Raw genomic sequence first — 14,011 nt, 5'->3', positions numbered from 1 at the left:
CCGGGAGTGACCGCTCCCGGGGCGCTGCCGTGCCCGGACCCGCGCCCCCGCGCCGTTCAGTCGCGCCGGCCGTGCCCGTCGTGCCAGGCGCCCAGCTCCTCCAGCAGCGGCCGGAGGACGCCGAAGACCCCGGGCGAGGCGGCCACCGTCAGCTCGCCGTCCGGCGGGGAGCCGGGCCGCCCGCCGGTGAGCGCGCCCGCCTCGCGGGCGACCAGGTCGCCCGCGGCGACGTCCCAGGGGTGCAGCCCGCGCTCGTAGAAGCCGTCCAGCCGCCCGCCGCCCACGTCGCACAGGTCGATGGCCGCCGAGCCGGAGCGGCGGATGTCGCGGACCCTCGGCAGCAGCCGCCGGGCCACCTCGGCCTGGGCGGTGCGGCGCTCGGCCACGTAGTTGAAGCCGGTGCCGATCAGCGCCTGCTCCAGCGGCGGCGAGGGACGGCAGCGCACGCGCTCCCCGTTCCGCCAGGCGCCCTCCCCCAGCACCGCGTGGTACGTCTCGCCGCGCGGCGGGACGTGGACCACGCCGACGACCGTCTCGCCCCGGTGCTCGGCGGCGATCGAGACGGCCCAGGCGGGCTGCCCGTAGAGGTAGTTCACGGTCCCGTCGATCGGGTCGATCACCCAGCGCACCCCGCTGCTGCCCTCGGCGGACGCCCCCTCCTCCCCCAGGAAGCCGTCCTCGGGACGGTGGTCGGAGAGGAAGCCGGTGATCAGCCTCTCGGAGGCGAGGTCCATCTCGGTGACCACGTCCACGGGGCTGCTCTTGGTCGCGGCCACCCCCAGGTCGGCGGGGCGTCCCTCGCTCAGCAGCGCGCCCGCCCGGCGGGCGGCCTCCAGCGCGAGGCCGAGGAGCTCCCTCCTGAACGGGTCGGCCACGGTGTCGGCCACGGTGTCGGTCGCGGTGTCGGCCACGGCGTCGGTCTCGGGACCGGTCTCGGGATCGGTGCGGGCGTCGGTCACGGCTCTCCGTAGGTCGTCGGTCGGATCAGGCGTACGGGCTGTCGGCGCCCGCGGCGGCGGGCTTGGGCGTACGGGCCGGGCAGCACCCCACCGGGCACACGTCGTGGCTGGGGCCCAGCGCGCCCAGCGCGCAGCGCTCGGGGCGCTCGCCGCGCTCGACGGCGGCGCGCTCGGCCACCAGGTCGCGCACGGCCGCGACGAAGCGCGGGTCCGCGCCGACGGTGGCCGACCGCACCGCCGGCAGGCCCAGTTCCCCGGCCTTGGCCATCGCCTCGGTGTCGAGGTCGTACAGGACCTCCATGTGGTCCGAGACGAACCCGATCGGCACCATCACCACCGCCGGCGCGCCCCGCCCGTGCAGCGCCTCCAGGTGGTCGCAGATGTCCGGTTCCAGCCAGGGGATGTGCGGGGCGCCGCTGCGGGACTGGTAGACCAGCTCCCAGGGCCGGTCCACCCCGGTCTCCTCGCGCACCGCGTCGGCGATCACCCGCGCCACGTCCAGGTGCTGGGCGACGTACGCGCCGCCGTCGGGCCCGGAGGTCTCGGCCTGGGAGGTGGGGATGGAGTGGGTGGTGAAGGCCAGGTGCGCTCCCGCGCGGACGTCCTCGGGCAGCTCGGCGAGGGAGGCCAGCACCCCGTCGGTCATGGGGCGGACGAAGCCGGGGTGGTTGAAGTAGTGCCGCAGCTTGTCCACGCGCGGCACCTCCAGCCCCTCGGACTCGAGCGCGGCGAGGGCCTCGGCGAGGTTCTCCCGGTACTGGCGGCAGCCGGAGTAGGAGGCGTAGGCGCTGGTGGCCAGCACCAGGATCCGGCGCCGGCCGTCGCGGACCATCTCGCGCAGGGTGTCGGTCAGGTACGGCGCCCAGTTCCGGTTGCCCCAGTGGACGGGCAGGTCCAGGCCGTTGGCGGCGAAGTCCTCGCGCAGGGCGGCCAGCAGTTCGCGGTTCTGCGCGTTGATCGGGCTGACGCCGCCGAACAGGTAGTAGTGCTGCCCGACCTCCTCCAGCCTCTCCCGCGGGATTCCCCTTCCGCGGGTGACGTTCTCCAGGAACGGGACCACGTCGCCGGGTCCCTCCGGTCCTCCGAAGGACAGCAGCAGCAGGGCGTCGTAGGGACGGGCGTCAGTTGCGTCGGACATGTCTCGATCCTGCCATCCGGCCCCCGGGTCCACCGCCCGGACCCGCGGCCGGGACCGGGACGGCCGCCGTGAGTATGATCCCCCTCCACCGGCCGGGCCCACCGCCCGCGCGGTACGCCAGCCATGGGGAGGGCCGTCAGCGATGACCACGCACACAGCACGGCGGACGGGGCGGCCCGCGCCGCCGACGTGGCGCAACTGGGCGGGCAACGCCACCGCCCGCCCGCTGCGGACCTCGGCCCCCTCCACCACCGAGGCGCTCGCCGAGGTGGTGCGCCGCGCCGCCGAGGACGGGCTGACGGTCAAGGCCGTCGGCACCGGGCACTCGTTCACGGCCGTGGCCGTCACCGAGGGGGTGCTGATACGCCCCGACCGCCTCACCGGCATCCGCCGGATCGACCGCGAGGCGGGGACGGTGACGGTGGCCGCCGGGACGCCGCTGAGGCGGCTCAACGAGGAGCTGGCGGCCCAGGGCCTGTCCCTGGCCAACATGGGCGACATCATGGAGCAGACGGTCTCCGGCGCGGTCAGCACCGGCACCCACGGCACCGGCCGCGACTCCGGCTCGCTCGCCGCCCAGGTACGCGGACTGGAGATGGTCCTGGCCGACGGGTCGGTCCTGCGGTGCTCGGCGGAGGGGGCCGGCGAGAATCCGGACGTCTTCGCCGCGGCCCGGATCGGTCTCGGGGCGCTCGGCGTGATCAGCGAGGTCACCTTCGCCGTGGAACCGCTGTTCCTGCTGACCGCGCGCGAGGAGCCCATGCGCCTGGACGCGGTGCTGGAGGACTTCGACCATCTGGTGCGCGACAACGAGCACTTCGAGTTCTACTGGTTCCCGCACACCGACCGCTGCGTCACCAAGCGCAACAACCGCACCGGCGGGCCGGCCGCCCCGCTGCCGCGCCTGGGCGCCTGGCTGGAGGACGAGCTCCTCTCCAACGGCGTGTTCCAGGCGGCCTGTTCGGTGGGACGGGCCGTCCCCGCCGCCGTTCCGGGCATCGCGCGGATCGCCGGCCGCGCCCTGTCGGCCCGCACCTACACCGACATCCCCCACAAGGTGTTCACCTCGCCGCGCCGGGTCCGCTTCGTGGAGATGGAGTACGCCCTGCCGCGGGCGGCCGCGGTGGAGGCGCTGCGCGCGCTGCGGGCGGCGGTCGACGGATCGGACCTGCGGGTGAACTTCCCCGTCGAGGTGCGCGTCGCGCCCGCCGACGACATCGCGCTCTCCACGGCGTCGGGCCGCGACACCGCCTACATCGCGGTGCACGCCTACCGGGGCACCCCGCACGAGCGGTACTTCACCGCGGCCGAGCAGATCATGGTCGCGCACGACGGGCGCCCGCACTGGGGGAAGCTGCACAGCCGCGACGCGGAGTACCTGGCGGGGGTCTATCCGCGCTTCGCGGAGTTCACCGCGCTGCGCGACCGCCTCGACCCGGGGCGGACGTTCGGCAACGACCACCTGCGGCGCGTACTGGGGGACTGAGTCACCCGGTCGCCGCCCGCTCGCCGCCCGCTCGCCGCCCGGCAGCCCGCCCGGAGGGGTTCCACCCGGCCGCCGTCACCCTGCCGCCCCGTCCGTCCCCCTACCGGGCCGGGTCGCACATATCTTCCTCTCCGCTCCCGCGGAGCGGCCCCCGGCCGGGACAGTGGTTCCGTTTCGGCGGATTCCGTGAAGATCCACCCGTCCGGCGCCCTCTTTTTACGACCCGCGTGGTGTTCAACTCCCCGCGCCTGTGAGAACTTGGGCGGCGTGCCGATCCACCGGCGTGGTCCCAATGGAGTAGTGTTGCGAGCCCTGACCTCGGCCCCGGTCAGCCGGTACCACGGACAGTCACCGATCCGGTCACCGTCCGTGGCCAACCGGCAACCGTGCCACAGTGGCGGATCAGGGCGCGGGCCCGACACGCCGGGCAAGTCGGCAAGGTTGTGGCAGGCTGCACCCGGGCACGCCACACTCGTCTAGCGGGAGCAGCGACGCACGTGACGTCGGCAGGCACCACCCGGGAGGTTCCCATGCCCGAACTGCGTGTCGTGGCCGTCAGCAACGACGGCACACGGCTGGTGCTCAAGGCTGCCGACAACACGGAGTACACACTCCCGATCGACGAGCGGCTGCGCGCCGCCGTCCGCAACGACCGCGCCCGGCTCGGCCAGATCGAGATCGAGGTCGAGAGCCATCTGCGGCCCCGCGACATCCAGGCCCGGATACGAGCCGGGGCCACCGCCGAGGAGGTCGCCCAGCTCGCCGGCATCCCCGTGGACCGCGTGCGGCGGTTCGAGGGGCCGGTGCTCGCCGAGCGCGCGTTCATGGCCGAGCGGGCCCGCAAGACGCCGGTGCGCCGCCCCGGCGAGAGCACCGGTCCGCAGCTCGGCGAGGCCGTGGCCGAGCGGCTGGTGCTGCGCGGCGCCGACAAGGAGACCGTGCAGTGGGACTCCTGGCGGCGGGACGACGGCACCTGGGAGGTGCTGCTCGTCTACCGGGTGGCCGGCGAGCCGCACTCGGCGAGCTGGACGTACGACCCGCCGCGGCGGCTGGTGCAGGCCGTGGACGACGAGGCGCGGGCGCTCATCGGCGAGAGCGACGACACACCCGAGCCGAGCTTCCCGTTCGTGCCGCGCATCGCCCGGCTGCCGCGCGACCGCTTCGACCGGACGGACCGCTCCGACTCCGCGCCCGAACCGCCGGACGCCGCCGACCTGGACGGGATCGGCGAACGGGACTCGCTGACCAGCCTGCTGGAGGCGGTGCCCAGCTTCCGGGGCGACCTGGTGGTTCCGGACCAGGCCGCCCCGCCCGGCGGCACGCCGGACGAGGCGGCCGAGGAGCCGGAGGCGGTGGAGCCCCCGGCGCCCGCGGCGAGCGCGGGCTCGGCGTACGCCGACGTGCTCATGCCGCGCTCGGTGGCGGGCCACCGCGACCGGCTCACGGGCAGCACCGACCGCCAGGCCGAGGCGGACGGCGTCCGTCCGGGCCGCCGGGCGGCGGTCCCCAGCTGGGACGAGATCGTCTTCGGCACGCGCCGCAAGAAGCAGGAGTAGGGGCGGCGGCGGGAGCGACCGGGCCCCGGGGGCGGGGCGGCCGTGCGGCCGTCCCACCCCCGCGTCCGCTCCGGCGTGCGCCTCAGCCCGGTTCCGGGCCCGTCGCCACCGGACGGGAGGGGTCGGCGGACCACTGCGACCAGGAGCCCGGGTACAGCGCCGCGTCGATGCCCGCGACCGCCAGCGCCAGGATCTCGTGGGCCGCGGAGACGCCCGAACCGCAGTAGACGCCGACCTCGGTGTCCGCGTCGATGCCCAGGCCGGCGAAGCGGGCGGCCAGTTCGGCGGCGGGCCGGAAGGCGCCGCCGGCGGTGTTCTCGCCGGTGGGCGCCGAGACCGCGCCCGGGATGTGCCCGGCGACGCGGTCGATCGGCTCGACCTCGCCGCGGTAGCGCTCGCCCGCGCGGGCGTCGAGCAGCACCCCGGTGCGGGCCAGGGCCGCCGCGCCGTCGGCGTCGAGCACGGGGAGCGCCCCCGGCCGGGGCGTGAAGTCGCCCTCGGGCGGCCGGGGCACCTCGCTGCTCAGCGGGCCCTCCCAGGCCGCCAGGCCGCCGTCCAGCACCCGGACGTCCTCGTGGCCTGCCCAGCGCAGCAGCCACCAGGCGCGGGCCGCGGCCCAGCCGAGGCCGCCGTCGTAGACCACGACCGGGTGCCCGTGGCGGACTCCGGCCCGGCGCATGGCCGCCCCGAAGACCTCGGGATCGGGGAGCGGGTGACGGCCCGTCGCCTCGTCCGCCGGCCCGGCCAGTTCGGTCTCCAGGTCGACGTACACGGCTCCGGGCAGGTGCGCCGCCTCGTAGTCCGGGCGCCGGGACGGACCGGTCAGCTCCCAGCGGACATCGAGCAGCGTGGGCGGGGTAGGCGGCGAACCAGGTGATCCGGTGAGTTCGCGCGCGAGTTGGGTAGGGGAGACGATGACTGCCATGGCCGTATCTTCGCGCGGCCGTTCCCGTACGTCCTCGTCCTTCCCCGGCGCGGCCCGCACGCGTCGGCGCACGGAGGGGGACCGAGGGGGACATGTCCGGCGTTCTCCCCGGAGGGCCGCCTCTCCCGTTACGGGCCGAACGGCCCCGTGCGCGGCATGGGCGCCGAATGAGACCATGGACACCGACAGTGCACGGAAGATCACCGAACGACCGCATCGACGACGGTCCCGAGGAGAGAAGTGAAGAGATGACCGAGGCAGCGGCCCGACGCGCTCCGGGCACCCCCTCCTGGCTGAGCCTGCTGGCCCACGACCCGGCCGCGAGCCAGGAGTTCTACCACGAGTTGTTCGGCTGGGAGTACCGGCCGGGCCCGGGGCCGGGGTCGTCCGGTCCGCACTTCCGCGCCCTGCTCGACGGGAGCGAGGTCGCCTGCATCGGCCAGATGCCGCGGGGCCGGCAGTGCCTGCCCGCCTGGCTGCCCTACCTGTCGGCCGACGACGCCGACAAGGCGGCCGAACTGGTCCGGCTGTGCGGCGGAACGGTCGGTGTGGGGCCGCTGGACATGGAGGGGACGATGCGCGTGGCGATCGCGGCGGACCCGGCCGGGGCCTCCTTCGGAATACGGCAGACCGACACCCGGCCCGGAGCGTGCATGGACGGCGGCCCGGGCACGGTGGTGTGGAACGAGCTGATCACCCACCGGGCGTCCGCCGTCGAGAAGTTCTACCGGATGGTGTTCGGCCTGGAGACCGAGTCCGAGCGGGAGGGGGCCGGGACGGACGGCGCGGGCGGGGAGCCGGAGCACCTCACCGTGACCGCGCACGGCCGGATCGTCGGCGGCATCCACGGCGTGGGGGACGCGCTGCCGCGCGACCGCGGCTCCCACTGGCTGATGTACGTGGAGGTGGCGGACACCGACGCGGCGGCGCGGCGGGTGACCGAGCTGGGCGGGCGCGTCCTGCTCCCGCCGCACGAGACGCCGCACGGGCGGACGGCGCACGTCGCCGACCGCGAGGGCGCGCCCTTCGCGGTGGTCCGCACGGGCCGCTGAGCCCGCCGGGACCTCGCGGGGCACGCCCGCGGTGAGGGCGGCTCAGGTACGGGGCAGGGCGGGGGTCTCCGCGCCGTCCACGGGCAGGACGTCCGGGGACAGCGCCCCCGCCCCGGCCGCGGCCGCGGTCAGCCGGCGCCGGTGGTGGCGCCGGCACAGCACCTCGTAGCCGACCTCCTCCCCGGGCGCGCCCCCCGGGCCCCCGACGTCCCCGACGACGACCTGCGCGCCCTCGACGACCATCCGCCCGCCGACCGTGCGGGCGTTGTGCGTGGCGCGGGCCCCGCACCAGCACAACGCCTCCACCTGGAGGGACTCGAGCCGGTCGGCCAGTTCGATCAGCCGCCGGGAGCCGGGGAAGAGCCTGGTGCGGAAGTCGGTGGTGATGCCGAAGGCGAAGACGTCGATGCCCAGGTCGTCGACGACGCGGGCGAGTTGGTCGACCTGCTCCGGCTCGAGGAACTGCGCCTCGTCCGCGATCACGTAGTCCGCGCGGCCGCCCGCCGTCAGGTGCCGCACCACGTGGGCGTGGAAGTCGAAGCCCTCGCCCGCCTCGACGGCCTCGGTGACCAGGCCGAGCCGTGAGGAGAGACGTCCCTCCCCCGCCCGGTCGTTGCGGGTGAAGATCATCCCTGACAGGCCCCTCGCCGAGCGGTTGTGCTGGATCTGGAGGGCGAGGGTGCTCTTCCCGCAGTCCATCGTTCCGGCGAAGAAGACCAGTTCGGGCATGGGGAGGCGGGACCTTTCGGCGGTCGGTGGGCGGCGTTCGGTGGGCGGACCGGCGCGCGCGGCGGCGCACGGGTCCGGTGCGGGCCGTGGGGCCCGGACGCGCTACGTGCGGACTTCCAGCAGGGGGACCAGTTGCTCGGCGGGGGTCATCGAGCCGTGCATGCCGACGAGTTCGGACTCGTTGGGCTCGGCCTCGGTGGCCACGACCGCGACGCCGTCGCTCATCGCGGCCACCACGTCGCCGATCCGGGCGCGCACCCGGTCGTCGACGCGCGGGCCGAACCAGCCCAGTTCGATCGCCTCGTCGCGGGTGACCACCCACGCCCGGTCCGCCAGGACCTCGCGCCAGACGGCGTGGACGTCCCCGGCCGCGCCCGGCACGGCGTACAGATGGCGCGCGCGGCCCTCGCCGCCGAGCCGCGCGACGCCCGCGCGCAGCTCCCAGTCCTCGTCGAAGTCGTAGCGCGCGTCGGGGTCCCGCGGGATGTCCACCATGCCGTGGTCGGCGGTGATGTAGAGCGCCGAGCGCGGCGGGAGCTGCTCGGCCAGACGCTGGGCGAGGCGGTCGACGTACATCAGCTGGCCGCGCCAGGCGTCGGAGTCCACGCCGTGGCGGTGGCCGTTGCCGTCGAGTTCGGCGTAGTACGTGTAGACCAGGGCGCGGTCGGCCGCGGCCAGCCGCTCGGCGGCGAAGTCCATCCGGTCCTCGGCGGACAGCCTGCCGTGGAAGGAGCCGCCGGAGAGCGCGATGCGGGTGAGCGGGGTGTGCTCGAAGTGCGGCGCGGTGACCTGGCAGGTGGCGACCCCGGCGGCGTCGGCGAGCTGGAAGACGGTGGGGTACGGCTGCCACAGGTACGGGTCGGTCCACGGCTGCCAGCGCAGCTGGTTCATCAGCTCGCCGGTCGCCGGGTCGAGCACGGTGTAGCCGGGCAGCCCGTGGGCGCCGGGGACCCGGCCGGTGCCCACGGAGGCGAGCGAGGTGGCGGTGGTGGAGGGGAAGCCCGCGGTGATGGGCTGCCCGGTGCCGCTCCGGGAGGTGGGCAGCAGGGAGGTCAGGAAGGGGGCCTCGTCGGGGTGGGCGGCCAGCAGCTCCCAGCCCATGCCGTCCACGAGGAAGACGCACGCGCGGTCGGCGGGCTTGAGCTCCAGGCCCGAGGACAGCCCGGGCACGCCCTGCCCGGCGGCGACCGCGGGCAGCAGGTCGGCCAGCGACGCCTCGCCGTAGCGCGGCACGGGGGCGGTGCGGGGGTCCAGGGGGGCCGGATCGTGCGCGGCCGGGCCGTGCGGGAGGGACTGGACCATCAGCGGGTGCCGGAGGTCGCCGCGGTGGCCTCGGACAGCGCCTGCGCGAAGGTGAGCGCCTGGCGGACGGTGTCGGGGCCGTCGCCCGCCTCGCTGACGCGCAGCGAGAGGTCGTCGGCGGTGAGAGAGCCCGTGTAGCCGTGGTCCGCCTCGCAGTTGGGGTCGCCGCAGTTGGCGGGCTCCATGTCCAGCCGGGAGACGGCGCCCCAGCCGATGGTGAGGACGACCTCGCGCGGCAGGGTGCCGGGGGTGTACGACTCGGGGTTGGCGACGACGCGGCTGAGGACGACCGACGAGATGCGCTCCAGCTTCACCGACTCGGTGGAGGTCGTGGCGTACGGCGAGGGGGAGGTGCCGTCGGCGGGCTGCTCGTCGGTGTGGCTGACGATGAACCGGGTGTCGGTGAGCACCAGCACCGTGACGTGGCGGCGGACCTCGTTGGAGTCGAAGGTCGTCTCCTGGTGGACCACGTACGAGGAGACGGGCTCGCCGCCCACGGCGGACTCGACCGCCTCGGCCACGAGAGCCGGGTAGTAGCCGCTGCGCTCGATGGCCTCGCGCAGCCCCTGGGTGGTCGTACCGGTCTTCGCCATGCGGCCCATCCTACGGGGATCGGGCGGATCAGTACGCGGGCAGGCGGCGGGGCCCGAGGTCGGCCCAGGCGGGGTGGGCCGCGCCGGAGGGGGCGGGCGGATCGGCGACGCGGACGGCGGCGTCCAGGACGGTCAGCCCGCGGGCGGCGACGACCACCGGCTCCAGGTCGACGGAGACGACCTCGGGGTGGTCCTCGACCAGCCGGGAGACGCGCAGCAGCAGCTCCTCCAGCGCGGCGGTGTCCACCGGCCGGGCGCCGCGCCAGCCGAACAGCACGGGCGCGGAGCGGATGGAGCGGACCAGTTCGGCGGCGTCCCGGTCGGTGACGGGGACGAGCCGGTGCGCGGTGTCGCCCAGCAGCTCCGAGGGCGGGCCGGCCAGCCCGAAGGAGAGCACCGCGCCGATGGCCGGGTCCACGGTGGCCTTCACCACGGTGTCCACGCCGCGGGGGGCCATGGCCTGGACGACGGGCCGCAGCTCGGCGGGCTTGCCCAGGTTCTCGGTCAGCCTGTCGTAGGCGCGCCGCAGCCCGGCCTCGCTGCCGATGTCCAGCCGTACGCCGCCGAGGTCGGGGCGGTGGCGCAGGTGGGGGGCGGTGGTCTTCAGGGCCACGGGGTAGCCCAGCCGCTTCGCCGCGGCGCGGGCGGCCCGGGCGTCGGGGGCCGGCAGGACGGGCTGCACCGCCACTCCGTAGCACCTCAGCAGCTCGGCCGTCTCCTCACCGCTCAGCGGCGTGCTGCGGCGCGCGCCGCGGTCCGGCTCGCGGACGCGGGCCAGCAGGGCCGCGGCCGCCGCCTCGTCGATGTCGTCGTACTCGGGCACCCGGCCTGGCTCCTCGGCGTCGCGCCGCCACTGCGCGTAGCGGACCGCCTCCGACAGGGCGTCCACGGCGCGTTCGGGGGCGGGGTAGGCGGGCAGGCGGCGCTCGGCCAGGGCGGCGTCCAGGCCCTCGATGGCCAGGTGGACGACGACCACCGGCTTGGCCGGCGCGCCCTCGCCTCCCCCGCCGGCCGCGGCCTCGCGCAGCGCCTCGGCCAGCTCGACCGCGTCGTGGGCGCTCCGGGCGCCGCGGGTGCCGTCCACCCAGGGGATGGCGGTGACCACGACGGCGTCGGTGGCCGGGTCGGCGAGGGTGGCGGCCAGGGCCCGCCGGAAGTCCCCGGGGGCGGCCTCGGTGGTCAGGTCGGTGACGGGCTGCGGGCGCAGGCCCCGGGCCAGGCAGGCGTCGTAGGTGAGCAGGCACAGCGACTCGGCGTTGCCGAGGATGCCCACGCGCGGGCCCGCGGGCAGCGGCTGGGTGGCCAGCAGCACGCCGGCGTCGATGAGCTCGGTGACGGTGTCGACGCGGATGACCCCGGCCTGCCGCAGCAGCGAGGAGACCGTGGCGTCGGGGGTGCGGCCGGCGGGGACGGCGTGGCCGGGGGGCGGGGCGCTGGCGTTGTGCCGGGCGCCCTTGACCACGACGATCGGCTTGCGGGCGGCGGTGCGCCGGGCCAGGCGGTTGAACTTCCTGGGGTTGCCGAAGGACTCCAGGTACATCAGGACCACGTCGGTGTCGGGGTCGTCGTCCCAGTACTGGAGCACGTCGTTGCCGGAGACGTCGGCGCGGTTCCCGGCGGAGACGAAGCTGGAGACGCCGCCGATCCCGTGGCCGCGGCGGTGCAGCCCGGCGAGCACGGCGATGCCGATGGCGCCGGACTGGGTGAACAGGCCGATGCGCCCGCGCTCGGGCGTCTCGGGCGACAGGGTGGCGTTGAGCCGGACGTCCGGGGCGGTGTTGATCAGCCCGAAGGCGTTGGGCCCGATGATGCGCATCCCGTACGAGCGGGCCTGCCGCACCAGTTCGCGCTGTGCGTCGCGGCCGAAGTCGGCGGAGAGGACGACCAGCCCCTGCACGCCCCGCTCGCCGCACTCGGCGACCACGCCGGGCACCCTCTCGGCGGGGACGGCGACGACGGCGAGGTCGACGGGCTCGGGGATCTCGCGCACCGAGCGGTGGGCGGGCACCGAGTCGATCTCGGTCCGGCCCTCCTCGAGCGCGTGGTTGACGGCGTAGACGCGGCCGGTGAAGCCCGCCGCGCGCAGGCTCCCCAGGACCGAGCGCCCGGCCCCGCCCGGGCTGCGGCTGGCGCCGATGACGGCGACCACGCCGGGGGCCAGCAGCCGGTGGACGGAGCGGGCCTCGGCGCGCTGCTCGCGGGCCCGCATGACCGCCAGGGACTGCTCGGTCGGGGTGATGCCGAAGGTGAGGTGGACCGCGCCGTCCTCGAAGCTGCGCTTCTGGGAGTAGCCGGCGTCGGTGAAGACCTTGACCATCTTGGTGTTGGCGGGCAGCACCTCGGCGACGAAGCGCCGCACCCCGCGTTCGCGGGCGCAGGCGGCGATGTGCTCGAGCAGGGCGGAGCCGACGCCGCGGCCCTGGTGGTCGTCGCGGACGAGGAAGGCGACCTCGGCCTCGTCGGCGGGGAAGGAGGCGGGGCGGCCGGTGGGGTCGATGCGGTCGTAGCGGACGGTGGCGATGAACTCGCCGCCGACGATGGCGGCCAGGCCGACCCGGTCGACGTAGTCGTGGTGGGTGAAGCGGCGCACGTCGCGGTCGGAGAGCCGGGGGTAGGGGGCGAAGAAGCGGTAGTACTTGGACTGGTCGGAGACCTGCTCGTAGAACCTGACCAGGCGTTCGGCGTCATCGGGGGTGATGGGGCGGACCCGGGCCGTACCGCCGTCGCGCAGCACCACGTCGGCTTCCCAGTGGGCGGGGTAGGCAGGCTCGCTCGGCGTCCGCATGGGGGTCAGCCTAGTCACCGGTGCGCGGGATCGCGGAGGTGTCGGTCCCCTGTCCGGCCGCCCGGCCGCCCGCGCGCTCGTCGACCTCCCCGGCCGGCCTCCTCGGTCTCCCCCGCCGGTCTCCCCTGCCGGTTTCCCCGGCCTCCCCGGGCGCTCGTCTGTGCGAAGCTGGGCCGGACCCCGGACGCACCGTCCGACTCGACCCGATCCGACCCGACTCGACCAGATCACGCCGGACCTGATACGACTCGATCCGATCTGATCCGTTTCGATCCGAAGGGCACCACCATGGCTGAGCGCCGTGTCACCGTCGGCTGGCCCGAGGGCCTGCACGCCCGCCCCGCCGCGGTCTTCGTCCGCGCCGTGACCTCCTCGGGGGTCCCCGTCACCGTGGCCAGGCCGGGCGGCGAGCCGGTCAACGCCGCGTCGATGCTCTCGGTGCTGGGCCTGGGGGTGGAGGGCGGCCAGGAGATCGTGCTGGCCTCCGGCGCCGGGGACGCCGAGGCCGCCCTGGACCGGCTGGCGAAGCTGGTCTCCGAGGGGCTCGACGAGCTGCCCGGGGCGGGCTGAGGGCGGCGCCGGGCGCCGGGCCGGGCCCGTACACGGCACTGGATACGGACCCGGCGTCGAAAACCGCGGAAAATCACCGGCAAAGGCGGTGGAGGGTGCTCCCCCACCGCCTTTTCCGTATCCGGAGCGTTCCCGGCGCGTATTCCCCGCGTATTCCCGTCCTGTGTATACGAACCCTGTTACGCATTGTCGCCCGACGTGTTTACGGTGTGTTTCGTTCTTCTCACCGCGCCCCTGGGGCGGCCCCCGCGCACGGCCACCGGCCGCTGCTCGCGGCGCACCGCGACGGAGCGCTCCACATGGGCGCTCGCCAGGGCGCGCGCCCGCTCGGCGTCGCCGCGCGCGACGGCGTCCACGATGGCGCCGCGCTCCTGCCAGACGGCGCTCGCGCGCAGCGGCGGCTCCGCGGCGTACACCCAGGTGATCTTGCGTCGCAGCTGGGTGAGCAGCGAGGCCAGGCTGGGGCTGCCGGAGGCCTGGGCGAGCGTCTCGTGGTACCAGTCCCCCAGTGCCTTCAGGTCGGACAACTGGCCCTGCTCCGCGCGCTGCCGGCCCAGGCGGACCAGCCCGCGCAGCACCCTCAGCTGCGCCTCGGTGCGGCGCTGGGCGGCCCGGGCGGTGCCCAGCGGCTCCAGCAGGGCGCGGATGTCCAGCAGGTCGGCGGCCTCCTGCTCGGTGGGCTCGGCGACGCAGGCGCCCGCGTGGCGGCGGGAGGTGACGAAGCCCTCCGACTCCAGCGTCCGCAGGGCCTCGCGCACCGGCACCCGCGAGACGCCGTAGCGCCTGGCGAGGAGTTCCTCGGTGAGCCGCGCCCCGGGCGGGAACGCGCCGGAGACGATGTCGTCGCGGACCGCAGTGCACACCATGTGCGCGGAAATGCGCATGGTCGGACCTCCGCTGTCGTCTCCACGTTTCC

The 14,011-nt window shown here is 75.5% G+C and carries 12 protein-coding genes; 4 read left to right on the top strand and 8 right to left on the bottom strand.

Annotated elements, in window-relative coordinates:
* Positions 1 to 56: 56 nt before the first annotated feature.
* Positions 57 to 875: an inositol monophosphatase family protein gene (locus tag QC029_RS14775; RefSeq protein ID WP_279556149.1), complete on the bottom strand. Its 819-nt coding sequence runs from the start codon at positions 873 to 875 to the stop codon at positions 57 to 59.
* A gap of 109 nt (positions 876 to 984) precedes the next feature.
* Positions 985 to 2,097 (bottom strand): ferrochelatase, encoded by a 1,113-nt coding sequence (locus QC029_RS14770; RefSeq protein ID WP_279556101.1) that lies wholly within the window; start codon positions 2,095 to 2,097, stop codon positions 985 to 987.
* A gap of 142 nt (positions 2,098 to 2,239) precedes the next feature.
* Here QC029_RS14770 and QC029_RS14765 point away from each other — a divergent pair, with 142 nt between their 5' ends.
* Together QC029_RS14765 and sepH are read left to right on the top strand one after the other, a co-directional pair.
* Positions 2,240 to 3,583, top strand: a complete 1,344-nt coding sequence (locus tag QC029_RS14765) for a D-arabinono-1,4-lactone oxidase (RefSeq protein WP_279556100.1) — start codon at positions 2,240 to 2,242, stop codon at positions 3,581 to 3,583.
* Between the two features lie 497 nt (positions 3,584 to 4,080).
* On the top strand, positions 4,081 to 5,139 hold the full coding sequence (gene sepH / locus QC029_RS14760) for a septation protein SepH (protein ID WP_279556099.1): 1,059 nt from the start codon (positions 4,081 to 4,083) through the stop codon (positions 5,137 to 5,139).
* A gap of 82 nt (positions 5,140 to 5,221) precedes the next feature.
* On the opposite strand, the gene QC029_RS14755 is transcribed toward sepH, so the two are convergent.
* Positions 5,222 to 6,064 (bottom strand): sulfurtransferase, encoded by an 843-nt coding sequence (locus QC029_RS14755; protein ID WP_279556098.1) that lies wholly within the window; start codon positions 6,062 to 6,064, stop codon positions 5,222 to 5,224.
* A gap of 248 nt (positions 6,065 to 6,312) precedes the next feature.
* Between QC029_RS14755 and QC029_RS14750 the strand changes: the two genes are divergently transcribed.
* Positions 6,313 to 7,116 (top strand): VOC family protein, encoded by an 804-nt coding sequence (locus tag QC029_RS14750; RefSeq protein ID WP_279556097.1) that lies wholly within the window; start codon positions 6,313 to 6,315, stop codon positions 7,114 to 7,116.
* 42 nt (positions 7,117 to 7,158) lie between these two features.
* Here QC029_RS14750 and QC029_RS14745 read toward each other — a convergent pair whose 3' ends face one another.
* The 4 genes from QC029_RS14745 to QC029_RS14730 all read right to left on the bottom strand — a co-directional run bounded on the left by QC029_RS14745 (position 7,159) and on the right by QC029_RS14730 (position 12,525).
* Positions 7,159 to 7,845 carry a thymidine kinase gene (locus tag QC029_RS14745; RefSeq protein WP_279556096.1) on the bottom strand — a complete coding sequence of 229 codons (687 nt, stop codon included), beginning with the start codon at positions 7,843 to 7,845 and terminating at the stop codon, positions 7,159 to 7,161.
* Between the two features lie 102 nt (positions 7,846 to 7,947).
* A complete protein-coding gene (locus QC029_RS14740) occupies positions 7,948 to 9,147 on the bottom strand; it encodes an alkaline phosphatase family protein (protein ID WP_279556095.1) in 1,200 nt (399 codons plus the stop codon).
* Positions 9,147 to 9,740: a DUF5998 family protein gene (locus QC029_RS14735; RefSeq protein WP_279556094.1), complete on the bottom strand. Its 594-nt coding sequence runs from the start codon at positions 9,738 to 9,740 to the stop codon at positions 9,147 to 9,149. The genes QC029_RS14740 and QC029_RS14735 overlap by 1 nt, the downstream gene beginning before the upstream one ends.
* 28 nt (positions 9,741 to 9,768) lie before the next feature.
* Complete coding sequence (locus QC029_RS14730) at positions 9,769 to 12,525, bottom strand: bifunctional GNAT family N-acetyltransferase/acetate--CoA ligase family protein (RefSeq protein WP_279556093.1); 2,757 nt, start codon at positions 12,523 to 12,525, stop codon at positions 9,769 to 9,771.
* Positions 12,526 to 12,813: 288 nt separating this feature from the next.
* Here QC029_RS14730 and QC029_RS14725 point away from each other — a divergent pair, with 288 nt between their 5' ends.
* Entirely contained in the window at positions 12,814 to 13,095 is a 282-nt protein-coding gene (locus QC029_RS14725) for an HPr family phosphocarrier protein (protein WP_279556092.1), read from the top strand.
* Positions 13,096 to 13,274: 179 nt separating this feature from the next.
* Here the strand turns inward: QC029_RS14725 and QC029_RS14720 are convergent, their stop codons facing one another.
* Complete coding sequence (locus QC029_RS14720; RefSeq protein WP_279556091.1) at positions 13,275 to 13,979, bottom strand: GntR family transcriptional regulator; 705 nt, start codon at positions 13,977 to 13,979, stop codon at positions 13,275 to 13,277.
* Between the last annotated feature and the right edge of the window lie 32 nt (positions 13,980 to 14,011).

It is taken from the genome of Streptomyces sp. DH37 (genome assembly GCF_029813835.1).
Taxonomy (GTDB): domain Bacteria; phylum Actinomycetota; class Actinomycetes; order Streptomycetales; family Streptomycetaceae; genus Streptomyces.
Note: the sequence above shows the minus strand (reverse complement) of the source record. Positions and strands in the feature narration are given on the sequence as shown.